Origin of the sequence: Chryseobacterium potabilaquae (assembly GCF_902728265.1) — a bacterium.
Lineage (GTDB): Bacteria > Bacteroidota > Bacteroidia > Flavobacteriales > Weeksellaceae > Chryseobacterium > Chryseobacterium potabilaquae.
Genome location: NZ_CACVBR010000014.1, coordinates 34387 through 53377 on the forward strand (window position 1 = coordinate 34387; position 18991 = coordinate 53377).

Here is an 18991-nt window from a genome sequence, read left to right on the forward strand (position 1 = left end):
TCACCTTAATTCTGAAAAAGTAATATCAAAGAAAAACAATATATATTAAACCACTTAATTATTAATTAAGTGGTTTTTAGTTTTTTAAGTTTAGAAAAATTCCTTAGATAGACATCACTTTATAGGCCGTGAAATATATAGAGACGCAATATATTAATAGTAGAAATTTTCCTTTTTAGAATATCAGGGAAAAATCAGTTAATATTTTTCTAATAATTATGGGTGTATTAATGGTAAAATGAATTATTTTAGTAATGTATTAATATGAAAAGAATAATTTATGAAAAAATTATATTCTATTGTCATGTTATTCATGATAATTTTTACTTTCAGCCAGATCAATTATACTATTACTCCAAATCCATTTAACGAAACGGATCAAATTACGTTAACGGTTCCGGGAAATCAGATTGATGAAGCAGCTTGGGGAGTAAGTAATAATGCTATTTATCTTTGGAGTTGGTCTTTAGATACTAATTATGCTAATAGCTTAGATAGCCCTACGAATGGGAGTTGGAATAACTCTAATGAAGCAAATAAATTAAACTATAATTCGGGGACAGATACTTATTCTTTTACTTTCATACCTACCTCATTTTTTGGCCGAACAGGGATTGGGAGGTTTGGTTTTCTTTTAAAAAATAAAACGGGTTCACGTCAGACGTCACCAGATATTTTTGTAAATGTGGGAGCATTAAACTTAAACTTAACCAACCCATTACCCAATAGTTTAACTTCAGTTTCTTCAGGGGCGTCTGTAGGTGTAACTGCAACAACAAATGTGGCCGCGACATTTCAATTAAAAGCAAATGGATCTGTTATTAATTCTACATCGGTACCTTCTACTTCCTATTCTTATAATTATATAGTAACCGGAGATGCGAATATGGAGCTTAGTGCAACAGACAATATTAGCTCTAAAAATACAAGCTTTATAGTACAAGTTCAACGTAATGTTGCCTCTGTACCTATTCCAAATTGGATAAAACCAGGTGTCAATTATAATCTTAATGATAACACAACGGTTGGATTGGCTATATATGCTCCATTTAAAAGCTTCGTTCATGTAATAGGAAGTTTTAATAATTGGCAAATAGATGATAACTATCTTATGAACCGTGACACGACAAATCCCGATTTGTACTGGATTGTATTGAATGGAATTACTCCTCTTCAATTATATACTTTTCAATATAGGACCAATGACTTGAGAAAAGTTGCTGACCCTTTTTCTCCACAGATTTTATCGTCATATGATGACTCATCGATTCTCTCATCCACTTATCCCGGATTACCGGGCTTTCCTGCGGGACAAAACTTTGAAGTTTCTATGTTTAAAACAGGGCAGGCTTCTTACAGTTGGCAGGTTACTAATTTTCAAAGACCGGAGAAAGAAAATTTAATTATTTATGAACTTTTATTAAGGGATTTTACTCAAGAAAAGAATTGGCAATCATTGATTAATAAAATTAATTATTTAAAAGCACTCAACATAAATGCAATAGAACTTCTTCCTATTATGGAATTTGAGGGAAATATTTCCTGGGGGTATAATACATCCTTTCATTATGCTTTAGATAAAGCATATGGAACCCCTGAAAAGTTTAAAGAGTTTGTGGATATTTGTCATCAAAATGGAATTGCTGTGATCCTCGATATAGCTTTTAATCATGCTACAGGTCGCTCTCCGTTGGTAAGGCTTTGGAATGTGGATCCTGATGGAGACGGATATGGAGATGTTGCTGCTAATAATCCATATTTTAATCAAACACCTAAACATTCATATAATGTTTTTAATGATTTCAACCATACAAGTCTGGCTACCAGATATTATGTAGAAAGATGTTTGGGCCAATGGCTGACAGAGTATAAAATTGATGGATTTCGATGGGATTTAACTAAGGGATTTACTCAAAGTTGTTCTGAGAATGATGAGACTTGTACTAATTCTTATCAGCAGGATAGAGTTGATATTATGAAATACTATGCTGATAAGCAATGGTCTATTGATCCTAATTCTTATATTATTTTTGAGCATTTGGGCACTGATGCGGAAGAACAAGAATGGGCCAATTATAAGATTGCGGAAGGAAAAGGGGTAATGCTTTGGAATAAACAAACTGATCCATATAACCAGAATACAATGGGATACAAGGAAAACAGTAACTATGATAGAATGGATCATAAACTTCATGGATTTACCAATAAGAATGCCGTTGGATATGGAGAAAGTCATGATGAAGAGCGATTAATGTTTAAAAATAGTAGCTATGGAGCGGTAAATGGCACATATAATGTGAAAAATATCGATACAGCATTACATAGAATGAAAGCTTTTGGAGCTACTTTTTTTACGATTCCTGGCCCTAAAATGATTTGGCAATTTGGAGAATTAGGATATGATTTTAGCATTAATAGATGTGTTGATGGATCTATTAATAACGGATGTCGTACAGATGAAAAGCCTGTTGCGTTTACATTAGGTTATGATACAGAGCCTAGTAGAAAGGCGATATATGATACTTGGGCGCAAATTATTAATATAAGAAAAATACATCCTGTTTTCAATTCAAAGACATACACGGTAGAATCTAATAATTTAGTTAATGATCCTAACGGCTTGATTACTCGGATTTATGTATATGATAATACTTTAACAGCCCTTGACATAAAAAATATTGTCGTATTGGCTAACTATGATACTTCCGTTAAGAATGTTGTTCCTTATTTTCCTTATGGTGGGCAATGGGAGAACTTAATGGATAACACTGTTTTGAATGTGGTTTCTACTACGGCTCCGATCGCCCTCCAGCCGGGAGAATTTAGAATTTTTGGAAATTATACCGGAAATTTATCCACAATAGATGAAAATAGTACACATAGATTATCACTTCAAATAGTAGATAATCCTGTACAAAACGGGATGGTAAAATTGGTTTATCACCAAGCTAAAAACGGAGAGATTACGATATACGATATGAGTGGTAAAAAACTAGATTCTTTTCCATTGAAAACTGAAAATGGAATTTATGAATTAAGAACACATTATCCTCCCGGAACTTATTTAGTTCATTTAAAGACGGCTAATGGGATAGCTATTCAAAAGATGATAGTAAAATAAGGAACATTACATATTATGTATTATTTAAGGCGAGCAGATTCAATCTGCTCGCCTTTGTAGTTTAAGATTAGATTTTGTTATTTAAAAATATTAGTCTACTTTTGCAGTAGATTTATCAAGAAAGGTGGAGGGATTTGGCCCTATGAAACCTTAGCAACCAACATTCTTCTAAAAGTGTAATGGTGCTAATTCCAACCCATCTGGGGGAAGATAAGTAAAGAGGATATTCTAAGTATTATTCCATTTTCTTGACAATCTTTTTTTTGCGGGTTTCATCCGTAGGGTATATTATTAATTTTACAAAAATAAAAGATGAGGAAATTAAGTCTATCTGTTTTATTACTTGGAGCTATTTTGGTTTCTGCACAGGAAAAGGAAAAGCAGATTGAAGATGTCATTATTGTTGGGAATCGTAATGCTAAAAGGACAAAGCTAGAAACTCTAGTCCCTGTAGATGTTATAAGTATTGAAAAGATTCAAAAATCGGCACCTCAAACAACTGTTCAGGATCTACTGAATTATGTGATTCCATCATTCAACTCAGTTCGACAATCGGCTTCTGATGGTACAGAGCATATTGATCCCGTAACATTAAGAGGAATGGGTCCTGATCAGGTTTTAGTTCTTGTGAATGGTAAAAGAAGACATACTACATCTTTAGTTAATTATCAAAATACGGTCGGGAATGGTTCGGTAGGAACTGATTTAAGTACGATTCCTGTAATTGCTATTGATAGGATTGAAGTTTTAAGAGATGGAGCCGCAGCTCAATATGGATCTGATGCTATTGCGGGGGTAATTAATATTATTCTTAAAAAAGATATTGGCGCTTCTGCAAGCCTAAATTATGGAATTTCAGGGAGAAATGACGGTGAAACCTACCAGGCCGGTGCCAATTATGGAACATCTTTAGGAAAAGAGAAAAGTTATATCAATTTATCTCTTCAGTTGAATTACAGAGGAAAAACAACAAGAACGCAAAATCATGATTTGATTATTTATGATCAATCTAATTTGGATGTGGTGAATAATAATGGGGCAATTTCTGTGAATGGGATAATGCTACCTAATGTTTCACCTATTGCATCCGGAAATTACGGTAATTTTTTCGCTTATGATTTTGCAGATACTGGAAGCCAAATTTCTCGAGCCTATGATGATGCTTTAATGGGGCAAAATGGTTTATCCCGTAATGATTTTAATTTTCAAATTGGAGATGCCCAGATCAAACAAGCTCAGTTATTTTTCAATTCAGAATATCCTTTTAATGATCATTTTAAAATGTACTCTTTTGGAGGTTTTAGCGTTAAAGAAGGTGAGGGATTTGGCTTTAGAAGGCTTCCAAGCGAAACTTCTAATATAGTTTCCTCTATTTACCCAAATGGTTTTCAGGCAGTTTTAGCTTCGCAGGTTTATGATTTCTCATATGCAGTGGGGGCAAAGTATAACCTTAATGAATGGCAATTTGATCTAAGTAATACTTTTGGAAGTAATACCTTCAATTATAATGTTAATAATACGGTAAATGCTTCCTTGGGTTCAAAATCTCCAACTCATTTTTATGCAGGCTCTCATGGGTTTTTACAGAACACTGTTAATTTAGATGTTTCAAAAAATATCAATAATTTAAATGTTGCTTTTGGAGGGGAATTTAGGTTTGAGCAATATGATATAAAGGCAGGGGAAGAAGCCTCCTATGCTAGATATGATATCTTTGGAAATATAGCTACATCCTCTACACCCTCTTCTAATATAATTGGAGCGGGAGGTTCTCAATCTTTCACAGGTTTTTCACCAGATAATGCGTTAAAAAAATCACGACGTTCGACTGCTATATATGCAGATATTTCTTACGATTTAGCTAAAAAATTAAATATTGATGCGGCTACAAGATTTGAAAATTATTCAGATTTTGGGAATACTCTAAATGGAAAATTAGCTTTGCGATATGAATTTATAAAAAACTATGCGATCAGAGGGGCAATAGGAACTGGGTTTAGGGCTCCTTCCTTACAGCAACAGTACTTTAATAACTCTTATGCAGATATTTCTACTTCAGGAATTGGGATTGTAAAGAAAGGTATTTTTACCAATGAAAGTAAAGCTGCCGAGGTTCTAGGTTTTGATAAATTAAAACAGGAAACTTCTGTGAATGGAAGTGTCGGGTTTACTTTAAAGCCTATAAAAGGACTGTTCATTACATTAGATGGGTATTGGATTAAAGTCAAAGATAGAATTGTGATTACCAGTAATATTACTGATTCTAAGCTCAAAGACCCAACAATTGTGGGAGAAGGAAATGAGGTAGAAAGTGCTCGTTTTTTTACCAATGCTGTAGATACAGAAACGAAAGGTGTTGACTTAGTGATTTCGTATGATTGGAAGTTGGCAGGAGGCAACTTAAATGTGAATCTTGCCGGAAATTATACGGAAACCAAAATTACAGATTTCCATTTTCCTACCAACTTACAGACTCCACAGACTGATTTTTTTGGACCTGATCAAGTCAATATCATAGAATCTCTTTCCCCGAAAACAAAAGCGACACTAGGGCTGAATTACGGGGTCGGAAAGTTTAATTTTATGATACGAAATACCTACTTTGGCAAAGTCATAAGAGATGGGTATCCTTTTGGAGGTGTTCAGCAGTTTTCTCCAAAAGTAGTAACGGATGCTAGTATTGGATATGACATTACGAAAAATATAAATCTGACTGTGGGTGCCAATAATATTTTTGATATCTTTCCGGATTTACAGATCTACGAAAATTCCTATTATGGAGTTTTTAAATATGCACCAGTACAAATGGGGGCATTAGGAAGTTATTTTTTTGGAAGACTTAATTTTACTTTTTAATAAAAAATGAGCATTTCTTCACATCATCAGATTGGTTGGAAAACAGCTGTGGCCATTGTGATTTCGAATATGATCGGAACAGGTATTTTTACCACTTTAGGATTTCAATTAGTAGATATTACCAATACATATAGTATATTTCTGCTATGGGGAATAGGCGGTGTGCTGGCCTTATTTGGTGCGTTTTGCTATGCAGAGTTGGGTTCTCATTTCAAAGGAAATGGGGGTGATTTTATTTATTTAAAAGAAACATACCATCCTTTGTTAGGCTATTTGATAAGCTGGATATCTTTAATTATCGGTTTTTCTGCCCCGGTTGCCTTGGCTGCCTTGGCCATGTCAAAGTATCTCTCGGTATTTAATTATACTTTTGAAAATGGATTTGCAATTATTGTAATTTTTTTAGTCGCTATATCTTTGTCTTTTAGTGTAAAAACGTCGAGTAAATTTCATAATTTTTTTACTTTTATTAAAATAGCGTTTATTATTATTTTGATAGTTTTAGGAGTGGGACTTTCTCAGCCTATAACAGACGGAAGCTTGAACTTTAGTAACGATTGGCAAAAAGAAATTATGCTTCCTGCATTTGCAACCTCTTTAGTATTTGTAACGTATTCATATACAGGATGGAATTCAGCTTCTTATATAGCGGGAGAAATTAAAGATGTTCAAAAAAATCTTCCTAAATCATTGATTATAGGGACCATTTTTGTAACAGTCTGTTATATTATGATCAATTTTATTATGTTGAAGCATGCTACTTTACATCAATTATCTGGAAAAGAAGATGTGATGGGAGAGGCGGCCAATAATATGTTTGGACATTTTTTTGGAAAAGTGGTAAATGTTTTTATTGCGCTACAGTTGATAGCAACAATTAGTGGTTATTTATGGGTAGGCTCAAGATTGACTCAAGCTTTTGCTAAAGAAAATAAACTATGGAAATCTTTATCCACCAATAATAAAAAAGGAATTCCGGTACGAGCTATTTTTGCTCATGCAGCTATTGCGGCATTGATTATTTTGACAGGTAGCTTTAAAGAAATATTTATTTATACCTCATTTATTCTTCAATTATTTGCAAGTCTAGCAATTTCTACGGCATACTTTCTTAAAAAAGAAGATAGAAAAATATTTAAATCAAATTTATTCTACGTTTTTCCTACCGTATTTCTTCTTTTTAGCATATATATACTATATTTTACCCTTGTGCATAACCCTAAAGAGAGTTTTCTGGGGTTGGGAATTGTAGTAGTAGGGATTATTTTGTATTGGATTGATAGAAAGCTTTCTAAATCAGTACCCTAAAGAGCTTTTAATTTGAATTAATAATTCTTATCTTTGCAGCCACAAAATTTTCAGAATGTCTAAATCATTAATTCCAAAATTAGAAGCTATAAAACAACGATATAATGAGGTTGCAGATCTTATTATCCAGCCTGATATTATTTCAGATCAAAAAAGATATTCTTCTTTGAACAAAGAATATAGTGATTTGGGGAAGATTGTAAAAGTGTATGATCAATATAAATCCGCTTTAGATACTATTGAAGAATCTGAAGAGATCATTGCAGATGGCTCAGATAAAGATTTGGCAGATTTAGCTAAACTGGAGAAGTTGGAAGCCCAAGAGAAACTTCCTGGATTGGAAGAAGATCTAAAAGTACTATTAATACCTAAAGATCCTGCAGATGATAAAAATGTGATTGTAGAATTACGTGCAGGAACAGGAGGAGATGAAGCCGCTATTTTTGTGGAGGATATTTATAGAATGTACAGCATGTATTTCAAAACCAAAGGGTGGAGACATGAAGTAACTGATTCTAATGAAGCCGCAAAAGGATATAAAGAATTGATCATGAAAGTAGAAGGTGAAGGTGTGTATGGGATCATGAAATTTGAATCAGGCGTTCATCGTGTACAACGTGTTCCTGAAACAGAATCTCAAGGGAGAGTGCATACTTCTGCTATTACAATTGCTGTGTTACCTGAAGCAGAAGAAGTTGATTTTGAATTAAATCCTGCAGATATTGAAATGCAAACTTCACGTTCAGGAGGAGCTGGGGGACAGAATGTAAACAAGGTTGAAACAAAAGTTCAATTGACCCATAAACCTTCGGGATTAGTAGTTGTTTGTCAGCAGGCCCGTTCTCAGTTGGCAAACCGTGAATTGGCAATGGAAATGTTGAGGACAAAGCTATATGATATCGAGTTGCAAAAAGTTCAGGGAGATATTGCTGCCCAACGTAAATCAATGGTTTCTACAGGAGACCGTTCTGCAAAAATTAAAACCTATAATTATCCACAAGGGAGAGTTACTGATCATAGAATCAATAAATCGATGTATAATTTAGATGCCTATATGAACGGAGATATTTCCGAAATGATAGATGCTGTAATCATGGCAGAAAATGCAGAAAAAATGAAAGGAGAAGAAGATAACTATTAAAATATATCTTCTTTTAAAATAAAGCAAAAAGTGACTGAGTTTCCAGTCACTTTTTTTATTTCAATACTTTGCTTATTTTTGATAAAAACAATTCAGCATGAATTTTAGAACTACCTTATTAACAGCTGGAGTCTTATTCTCAGCAACTTTTTATTCTCAAAAAATGAATTATCCTAAAGCATTAAAAGGAAACCAAATAGATACTTATTTTGATACTGCTGTGGCAGATCCATTCAGAGATTTGGAAAATGATTCTCAAACTACTAAAAAATGGGTTGATGAAGAAGTGAATTATACACAAAACTACCTTTCGAAAATCCCATTTAGAGATAAGATCAAAAATCAATTGAAAGATATCTGGAATTATGAAAAAATTACGGCACCTTTCAAAGAAGGAGATTATACATATTATTACAAAAATGACGGTCTTCAAGCACAGTCTGTTTTATACAGAACACACAATAAAGCAAAAACAACAGAAGTATTTTTAGATCCAAATAAATTTTCGGAAAAAGGAACCACATCACTTTCTCAGTTGTCATTTAATAAAAAAGGAAATCTAGCAGCTTATTCTATTTCAGAGGGAGGGAGTGATTGGAATAAAATCATTATTATTGATGCCATTACCAAAAAGCAGATGGATGCTACTTTAATAGATGTGAAATTCAGTGGAATTGCATGGAAAGGTGATGAAGGTTTCTACTATTCAAGCTATGATAAGCCCAAAGAAGGAACAGTTCTTTCAGGAATGACAGATAAGCATAAAGTATATTTTCATAAGCTAGGAACTAAGCAGTCTGAAGATGTCCTTATTTTTGGAGGAGATCAGACTCCAAGACGATATTTAGGAGCATCTGTTTCTGAAGATCAAAGGTATTTAATTATTTCTGCAGCTAATGCAACCAATGGAAATGAATTATATATAAAGGATTTAAAAAATAATAGTAAAGATTTTGTCCAAATCGTGAAGGGATTTGATGTGAATGCAGATATTGTAGATACTCAGGGTGATGATCTTTTTATTTTTACAGATTTGAAAGCTCCAAATATGCGTTTGGTAAAAGCAAATATTAATAATCCGTCTCCTGAAAATTGGAAAGATGTAGTTCCTGAAACTGAAAATGTATTAGGTGTTTCCTCTGGAGGAGGATCTTTTTTCGCAACTTATATGATTGATGCTATTGATCAGGTAAAGCAATATGATAAAACAGGGAAACTGATTAGAGAAATTGCTCTTCCGGGTAAAGGAAATATAAGTGGATTTGGAGGAAAAGAAACTGAAAAAGAACTTTATTTTTCGTTTACTAATTATATTACTCCTGGAACAATTTATAAAATTAATGCAGATACAGGAAAGTCTGAGGTGTATCAAAGACCTAAAGTAAAGTTCAATACTGATGATTATATTTCCGAGCAGGTATTTTATACATCGAAAGATGGAACAAAAATTCCGATGATGATCAATTATAAAAAGGGAACAAAATTAGACGGGAAAAATCCTACCATATTATATTCATATGGCGGATTTAATATCAGTTTGCAGCCGTCTTTTTCTGTTGTGAATGCTATTTGGATGGAAAATGGAGGTATTTATGCTGTCCCTAATATCCGTGGAGGAGGAGAGTATGGGAAGAATTGGCATGATGCCGGAACGAAAATGCAAAAGAAAAATGTATTTGAAGATTTTATTGCAGCGGGTGAATATTTACAAAGTAACGGATATACTTCAAAGGAATATATGGCTCTTTCTGGAAGATCAAATGGAGGTTTGTTAGTAGGTGCAACTATGACGATGCGTCCGGATTTAGCAAAGGTGGCGTTCCCTGGAGTAGGGGTATTGGATATGTTGAGATATAATAAATTTACAGCTGGAGCAGGATGGTCATATGATTATGGAACCGCAGAAGATAGCAAGGAAATGTTTAACTATCTTAAATCATATTCACCTGTTCATAATGTGAAAGCCAATACATGCTACCCTTCAACAATGATTATCACAAGTGATCATGATGATAGAGTAGTACCTGCACATTCTTTTAAATTTGGAGCAGAATTGCAAGAAAAGCAATCATGTAATAACCCGGTTCTATTAAGGATTGAGAAAAATGCAGGACATGGAGCCGGAAGATCAACAGAGCAAGTTATTAGTGAAAATGCAGACTTGATTTCTTTTGCTTTGTACGAAATGGGTATTAAGATTTAAAATAATATACAACAATTAATCAATATCAAATCCGGAGGAATTTTTCTTCGGATTTTTCTTTTCCCATTCAATGAATTGGAGATTATCTATTTGTACCTATTAAAATAAAAAGAAGTCTATTTTAACATTTATACAATCAGGTTATTACTCTGCCTTAGTTGTTATTCTAAAAATCCGTAATTTTAGCCATCTAATAAATCTGAAGATTATGAGAAGAGAAGTTAAAAATAAAACTCCTCAATTTAATATAACTGAAAAAGAATCGGAAAACTATTATTTCGAGAAAGATGGTCTCCAACTTAAAACTTCCTATCAAGAAAAAGATACAAAAAATAGGGATTTGACACATACTGTGTCGGGAATTGAGCCTTATTTAAGAGGTCCCTATTCTACCATGTATGTTCAGAAACCTTGGACAATTCGCCAGTATGCGGGATTTTCAACGGCAGAGGAATCAAATGCTTTTTATAGAAGGAATTTAGCTGCTGGGCAAAAAGGACTTTCTGTAGCTTTTGACTTAGCAACGCATAGAGGATATGATTCAGACCACGCAAGAGTGATGGGAGATGTAGGGAAGGCAGGTGTTGCTATTGATTCTGTGGAGGACATGAAAATCTTGTTTAATGAAATTCCATTAGATCAGATTTCAGTATCCATGACAATGAATGGAGCGGTTCTTCCTATTTTATCATTTTATATAGTTGCTGCGGAAGAGCAGGGAGTAAAACAGAACTTACTTTCGGGCACGATACAGAATGATATTCTGAAGGAGTTTATGGTGAGAAATACGTATATCTATCCACCAACTCCATCCATGAAAATTATCGCAGATATTTTTGAATATACTTCTCGAAACATTCCAAAATTTAATTCTATTTCTATTTCTGGCTATCATATGCAAGAGGCAGGAGCGACTCCTGTTTTAGAAATGGCTTATACCCTTGCGGATGGGTTAGAATATGTGCGAACGGGAATAAAAGCCGGAATGAATGTTGACGATTTTGCTCCAAGATTATCCTTTTTCTGGGCAATTGGGATGAACCACTTTATGGAAATTGCCAAAATGCGTGCCGCTAGATATATTTGGGCAACTCTATTGAAACAGTTCAATCCTCAAAATCCTAAATCTTTAGCTTTAAGGACTCATTCTCAAACTTCTGGTTGGTCACTGACAGAGCAAGAGCCTTTTAATAATATTACAAGAACTGCGATTGAAGCATTATCTTCTGCTTTAGGAGGAACACAATCTTTGCATACTAATGCTTTAGACGAAGCAATAGCACTTCCTACGGATTATTCAGCTAAAATAGCGAGAAATACACAGATCATTCTTCAACAAGAAAGTGGGATATGTGATGTGGTAGATCCAATGGGGGGAAGTAATTTGATAGAAAGCCTCACCCAACAAATGATTGAAGAAGCGATGAAGTATATCGATGAAGTAGAGAAAGAAGGAGGAATGACAAAAGCGATAGAAGCTGGAATCCCAAAAATGAGAATTGAGGAGGCAGCTGCTAAAAAGCAAGCTAAAATAGATAGTGGAGAGGAATTTATTATTGGGGTCAACTCTTTTAAATCTTCCTTAAAACAAGAGGAAATTGAAATATTAGATATTGATAATACGGAAGTACGTAGGAAGCAAATCGAGAGATTAAATACAATCAAAGAATCGAGAAACTCAGAAAAAGTCAATGAAATTTTGGAGAGAATTAGGGAGTGTGCGAAGTCTGGCAAGGGAAATCTGTTAGAACTATGTATTGAAGCCGCAAGAAGGAGAGTTACCTTGGGAGAGATGAGTGATGCTATGGAAGAAAGTTTCGGTAGATATAAAGCCAATATTAAAACAATATCTGGAGTATATGCTATGAATGCAGGGAAAAATGAATATTTTGAAAAAGCACTTCTCCTTACTCAGAAATTTGAGGAAGAAGAAGGACGCCGCCCAAGATTAATGGTAGCAAAAATGGGACAGGATGGTCATGATAGAGGTGCAAAAGTAGTTGCAACAGCATTTGCAGATATGGGATTTGATGTGGATGTTGCACCATTATTTCAAACCCCGGAAGAAGTGGCGAAGCAGGCAGTTGAAAATGACATTCATATTTTAGGGGTTTCTTCTTTAGCAGCTGGACATAAAACGTTGGTCCCTCAGGTGGTGGAAGAATTAAAAAAACTAGGTGCGGATGATATTACGATCGTAGTTGGGGGAGTTATTCCTCAGCAAGACTATGAGTTTCTGTATGCTAACGGTGCAGATTTTATTTTTGGTCCGGGAACCAATCTTCCAAAATGTGCAGTAGATATTTTGGAGAAATTTTTACAATAGTTTATTGGTGAAAATAATGAACTTTTATCCTAAAATACATAAGTCTGGATGTTCTATTCAGACTTTTTTTATCAATTCTGCAAAAAAATAATTTGATTATTAAAAAATAAGTGTACCTTTGCTCCTGAAAATCAAGTTTAATCATTAAAAAACAACGAAGCAATGTTCAAAATAACATCTATTTCTACAGTTGGATTGCCACTTTTGGTGGTGAGGCTTCGTGGTTTGATACACTCTTAGAATAACAGTATAACGAAATATCACAACCCGAAGTCGTAGGATTTCGGGTTTTTTATTGCGCAATATTTCAAACTCAGGTTTCCCCGAAATCTTTTTAATAATAATTTGGAGCTATTTCCCGCTTTCTGTTACAATCTTTTTTTTCAAAAAAGGATTTTCACGACAATCGGGGCTAGTGATCAATTTGTACTCAATCAATCAGATAGGTTTATTGAGATAAAACTAAAGTCAACTAAATTTTTAGTTGGAAATAAATATGCAAAATATTAGAAGTAAATTCTAATCTCTCATATCTAAGTTTAAAAATAAAAACAATGGGAAATTTAAAACTTAAAGGAAAAGATATATTAAAAATAGGATATCCAAATAATCAGAGTGTTATTATTGCGTTAGAAGTTATGAAAAGAAATTTTGCAACCAAAAATATTCACCACGTGAAATCTCTTTTAAAGGAAATTTTGAATCATCCGGAAAATTTTGAAAAAGATTTAACCTTCGGACAAATTGCAGAAGCTTTACTTTCATCTAAGAAAACAGAGAAAAGAATGCTCAATACCAACCGGGTAGATTTCAGGATTTTTGGAAACAATATTGCAGACGAAGCTAAAAACCAATTGTATACTGCATTGAAACTCCCCATTTCAACACAAGGTGCTTTGATGCCTGATGCTCATAGTGGTTATGGACTTCCCATCGGAGGAGTTCTTGCTGTAGAAAATGCAGTCATCCCTTACGGAGTAGGAATGGATATAGGTTGTAGAATGAGTCTCAGTATTTTAGATACTCCTATTTCATATCTTGACGGAGCAAGAGATAAATATGAAAAAGCTCTTGCCGAACATACAAAATTCGGAATGTATGAAACACATAAGTCACATGTCGAGCATGAAATTTTCGATAGGGATACTTTTGAGATGATCCCCATTTTGAGAAGACTAAAAGGAAAAGCCATTAAGCAAATGGGAACTTCTGGAGGAGGAAATCATTTTGTAGAATTCGGAGAGGTTGAAATTACGGAAGAAGAGGAACAAATTGGATTGCCAAGAGGAAAATATCTCGGAATCCTTTCACACAGTGGGTCGCGTGGCCTAGGTGCCGAAATAGCACAGTATTATTCCAGAGTTGCTACAGAGCAATGTCCTTTGCCTAAAGAAGCCCAAAACTTTGCCTGGCTAGATTTGAATACCCATCTCGGATTAGAATATTGGACAGCAATGAATTTAGCAGGAGATTATGCGGCTGCTTGTCACGATGATATTCATAGGAGATTGGTAAAATCAGTGGGAGGAAGAGTAAAAGCTAAAATCGAAAATCATCACAATTTCGCATGGAAAGAAATTCATAATGGAAAAGAAGTTATTGTCCATAGAAAAGGGGCAACTCCGGCTCATGAAAATGAATTAGGAATGATTCCCGGTTCAATGACAGCAAAGGGATTTATTGTTCGTGGAAAAGGAAATCCAGATTCCTTGAAATCTGCTTCACATGGGGCGGGAAGAGCTCATTCGAGAGGAGAGTGTCGAAATCTTTTCACTCAAAATGATATTAAAAAAGAATTAAAGCTCAAAAATGTAATTCTAATGGGTGGTAATGCAGAAGAAGCTCCTATGGCATACAAAGATATCAATGAGGTTATGAATGCTCAAAGTGAGTTGGTCGATATTCTCGGAACTTTTCAACCAAGAATAGTGAGAATGGATAAATAAAATTGGGATAATGGATGATAGTTGCTGTTAAAAAATTTTTGAAGGCATCTATATTCCATTATTCTTAACTAAAAAAATAAAAAAGAAAAATGGGAGCACAACACAATATCAAAAGATATGGAGAGGTCTGGCCGGAATTTAGAATTCAGTACGGCCTCGAAATTTTAGAAAAATTAAAAAATAAAGTCATTATATCAGGAGGGTGGGCATGGCATTTTATGTCTGAAATCGATCATACAGAATACAAGCATGCTCACGATCATAAGGATATTGATGTTTTTGTAAAGAAAGAAAATGTTGCTGAAGTAGTTATGATTCTTCAGCAACAAGACTTTCAAAAAGTATGGACAAGATATGATCATCTTCAGAGCCAGGAAAATTTTCGTAGATATGAAAAAACAGTGGAAAGGCAAAATGGAACATTCCATAGAATTACTATAGATTTCTTTGAAAGGAATGATTTGGAAACGATCAAAATAAATGGATTTACGGTTGTAAAACCTGATGTGCTGCTTTCTTTTTATAGAAATATTCATTCTAGTGATAAATGTTGGGCAGTAATGGCAACAAAAGACTTATTGGAAAAAGGGATTGATCCTATTGGTCACCCGAAATTAAGTAAAATACCAAAATAATAATGGAAAAATTAATACAAATAACCTCAGGAAGAGGACCTTTAGAATGCCAATGGGTAGTGGCAAAAGTTCTTAAGGTCTTCCTTGAGGAAGCCAAAAATAACAATATAGAGTACGAAATCATTCACCGAGAAAAGGGGGATGAAAATCTAACATTGAAATCAATAACTATTCTTTTAAAAGGAAAAGAATTAAGTGAATTTTTAAAAACATGGTTAGGCAGTGTTTGTTGGAACGGAAAAAGTACCTTTAGAAAATTACATAAAAGAAGTAATTGGTATATAGGAGTTTTTGAATTGGAAGGTTTGGATAAAATAAATTTCAATGAAAAAGATATTCAGTTCCAGACGACAAGAAGCCAAGGAAGTGGAGGACAGAGTGTAAATAAAGTGAATACAGCAGTTCGGGCCACTCATATTCCAACAGGGCAAAGTGTTTTTGTACAGGATTCGCGCTCACAACTAGAGAATAAAAAGCTCTCTATAATAAGATTAAAGGAAAAAGTAATGGCAATCTATATTGAGCAATTGGAAAAAAGAATGCACGAAACATGGAATAATCATTTACAAGTACAAAGAGGAAATCCTAGCCGTACATTTTCGGGCACAGATTTTAAAAAAAATTATTGTGAAAAGTCTTATAAAAAAAAAAGAAGTGAACTGAAAAACGAATTAAAAAAATATAAAAATAATTTACATTAATAATTTAAAAATTGCTTAGATGAATTTCTTTTTGTGAAAATGGATTTTGTATTTATAAAACACTTAAATTTAAATATTAAAAAAAACATTACTATGAATAGAAAAATATTTTTGCAATCATTTTGTGCAATCGGATTTTTTGCATTTAACGTGATTAATGGGCAAAGCTCCGAAGAAACTCTCAAAAATTATTACCAAAAAAATGGTCTGCTTGGCTCTAGTAACTCCGCTTTCATTATTCTAAATGAAGACAATTCTAAGAGTTTGGGTGCAAATATTATTAATACTCAGCAGACTTATAACGGACTGAGAGTCTATAATGCCCTCGGGAAAGTGATTATAAAAGAGGGTAAAATTATTTTAGAAAAAAATGATTTTAAAAAAAATATTTTTATTACTAATCAAGGGAATGGAAAAGATCAATTTTCCGAAGACCTTCTGAAGCAAAATCTTGGTTTAAAAAATATTGTAAGAGTAGAATATTTACCGGATGTATATTTTGAAAAAAATAATGTTTTTGTTTTAGCTAAAGAATTATTTGTCACAGACAAAAATTCATCAGATGTATGGCATGTGATAGCAGATGCCAACACCGGAGAAATTTTAACAAAAGATAATTTAACCGTTGAATGCAACTTTGAACATAGTAATGGATATAAAGAACAAGAAAAAGAAAGCTCTCCCTATGTAAATTCTGACTTAGAAAATCAGAAAATGAGTGCTAATAGTTCTTTACTAGTTCCCTCAAATGCATCTTATAATGTTTTTGCTTTACCTGTAGAGGCTCCTACTTTTGGAGGGAGATCCATTTTGAATAATCCGTGGGATATTACCGCTTCTCCTGAAGGATGGCATTCTGATGGGGCAAATAGTTATACAAATACGAGAGGGAATAATGTATATGCTTATTCTGATCAAGGAAATACCAATAATCCGGGATATTCGCCTGATGGAGGAAGTAATAGAAATTTTGATTTTACGTATACAGAAGGGAGATTTGTAAATCCCTTTACTCATAGGGATGCTGCTATTACGAATTTATTTTATATAAATAATAAAATTCATGATGTGTTTTATAAATTTGGTTTTACAGAATCTGCAAGAAACTTTCAAACCAATAACTTTTCCATTGGAGGTATAGGAGGAGATGCTGTAAGAGCTGAAGCTTCTGATGGGAGTGGTTTAAATAATGCGAATTTTTCTTCTGGTTATGAGACCGTTATTAGCGGACAAGTGTTTCTTCTTGCTCCAAGAATGCAGATGTATCTTTGGGACAGAGCTCAAACAACGGCAGATCCTATTGTAAGGTATCAATATAACTCCCCTGCAAATGTTGCAAGTAGACCAAAAGTAATGACAGGATCAGCATCTTTTGGCCCTCTATTTTTTGATGGCCAATCCGTAACAGGAAATCTCGCTGTGGCGTCGCCTGCAGATGCCTGTACGCAGCCTGCTGCTGGAAGTTTAACAAATAAAATAGCTATTGTAACAAGTGCATCTTGTGAATATGGACTCAAAGTGTTAAATGCTCAGAATGCTGGAGCAGTAGGAGTAATTGTTTATAGACCCGGATCCGATACCCCACTCAATATGGGACCGGGAACGTATGGAAATCAAGTCACCATTCCTGCAATTAATATGGGAATGACAGAAGGAAATTTTTTGGTGACTGAAGTAAACAACGGAACTGCTATTAATACAACATTGCTTAATGATTTCAATGGATTTAAACATTCTAGCTTAGACAATGGTATAGTTATCCATGAATATGGACATGGGATTTCCAACAGATTAACAGGACAAGGATATTCATGTCTTTCAACGAGTAACTCTACGGAGCAAATGGGAGAAGGTTGGTCAGATTTTTTTGCTCTTATGCTAACTGCAAGACCTGGAGATACTTCTGCTTTAGCAAGAGGGATAGGTACATATTCGTCCGATCAAGCGACTACAGGAGTAGGAATTAGACCGGAGAAATACTCTCCAGATTTTGCTATAAATGACTATACATATCAAGCCACTAATTCAATGACGGGAAATTCTCACTCTACAGGATTTGTGTGGGCAAGTACACTTTGGGATCTTACCTGGAAATATATAGAAAAATATGGGTATAATAGTGATGTATTGGCAGATCCTAATTCTGGGAATGCTAGAATTCTCCAAATAGTAGTCAATGGATTGAAATTGCAGGCTTGTAGCCCTACTTTCATTGATGGAAGAGATGCTATATTACAAGCAGATATGATCGCTACAAATGGAGCAGATAAGTGTATGATTTGGAAAGCTTTTGCAAAAAGGGGATTAGGAGTAAATGCCTCTGCAGGCTCAAAAACCGTGTGGACTGATCAAGTAGAGGATTTTTCATTTCCTCAGGAGTGTAATACCGTATTGGGAACTGAAGAAATTAAGGCTTCGGAGACTAAATATGTTATTTTCCCAAATCCAACATATGATGAATTTTTTGTAGGTAATATTGATAAGTCTAAAGAAGAAGTTAAAATAAATGTATTTGATATGTCAGGAAAACGTATTCTATCGGATACAAGGGAATATACTTCTAAAAAAGGGATTTCAACCAAAGGTCTACAAAAAGGAGTTTATATGGTGGTGATCAAGCAAGGAGATAAGATACAAACAGAGAAACTTATTGTGAAATAAAGAATATATTTTGTCTTAATATTTGTGAAATAGGTCATTATTGACCTATTTTTTTGTAGTTTTATATAAAGAACAACATTGTTAGGTATATAA

At 34.0% G+C, this 18991-nt stretch carries 10 protein-coding genes and 1 riboswitch; all 10 genes read left to right on the plus strand.

The features are described 5' to 3' along the window. Positions 1-280: 280 nt before the first annotated feature. Positions 281-3121, plus strand: a complete 2841-nt coding sequence (locus CHRY9293_RS09355; protein ID WP_162032734.1) for an alpha-amylase family glycosyl hydrolase — start codon at positions 281-283, stop codon at positions 3119-3121. 109 nt (positions 3122-3230) lie between these two features. Then, positions 3231-3338, plus strand: a riboswitch (SAM riboswitch). A 95-nt stretch (positions 3339-3433) separates the two neighbouring features. Beyond that, complete coding sequence (locus CHRY9293_RS09360) at positions 3434-5977, plus strand: TonB-dependent receptor plug domain-containing protein (RefSeq protein ID WP_162032735.1); 2544 nt, start codon at positions 3434-3436, stop codon at positions 5975-5977. A gap of 6 nt (positions 5978-5983) precedes the next feature. Next, a complete protein-coding gene (locus tag CHRY9293_RS09365) occupies positions 5984-7285 on the plus strand; it encodes an APC family permease (protein ID WP_162032736.1) in 1302 nt (433 codons plus the stop codon). 55 nt (positions 7286-7340) lie between these two features. Next, positions 7341-8426 carry a peptide chain release factor 1 gene (gene prfA, locus CHRY9293_RS09370; RefSeq protein WP_122545442.1) on the plus strand — a complete coding sequence of 362 codons (1086 nt, stop codon included), beginning with the start codon at positions 7341-7343 and terminating at the stop codon, positions 8424-8426. 163 nt (positions 8427-8589) lie between these two features. After that, on the plus strand, positions 8590-10629 hold the full coding sequence (locus CHRY9293_RS09375) for a prolyl oligopeptidase family serine peptidase (RefSeq protein ID WP_394351031.1): 2040 nt from the start codon (positions 8590-8592) through the stop codon (positions 10627-10629). 208 nt (positions 10630-10837) lie between these two features. Further along, on the plus strand, positions 10838-12955 hold the full coding sequence (gene scpA / locus CHRY9293_RS09380; protein ID WP_162032738.1) for a methylmalonyl-CoA mutase: 2118 nt from the start codon (positions 10838-10840) through the stop codon (positions 12953-12955). Positions 12956-13509: 554 nt separating this feature from the next. After that, the gene (locus CHRY9293_RS09385; RefSeq protein ID WP_162032739.1) at positions 13510-14901 is read left to right on the plus strand and encodes an RtcB family protein; all 1392 of its coding nucleotides are present in this window, start codon (positions 13510-13512) and stop codon (positions 14899-14901) included. An 89-nt stretch (positions 14902-14990) separates the two neighbouring features. Next, a complete protein-coding gene (locus CHRY9293_RS09390; RefSeq protein ID WP_162032740.1) occupies positions 14991-15536 on the plus strand; it encodes a nucleotidyltransferase domain-containing protein in 546 nt (181 codons plus the stop codon). A gap of 2 nt (positions 15537-15538) precedes the next feature. Beyond that, positions 15539-16237 (plus strand): peptide chain release factor H, encoded by a 699-nt coding sequence (gene prfH / locus CHRY9293_RS09395; RefSeq protein WP_162032741.1) that lies wholly within the window; start codon positions 15539-15541, stop codon positions 16235-16237. 93 nt (positions 16238-16330) lie between these two features. Further along, on the plus strand, positions 16331-18898 hold the full coding sequence (locus CHRY9293_RS09400) for a T9SS-dependent M36 family metallopeptidase (RefSeq protein WP_162032742.1): 2568 nt from the start codon (positions 16331-16333) through the stop codon (positions 18896-18898). Positions 18899-18991: the final 93 nt, after the last annotated feature.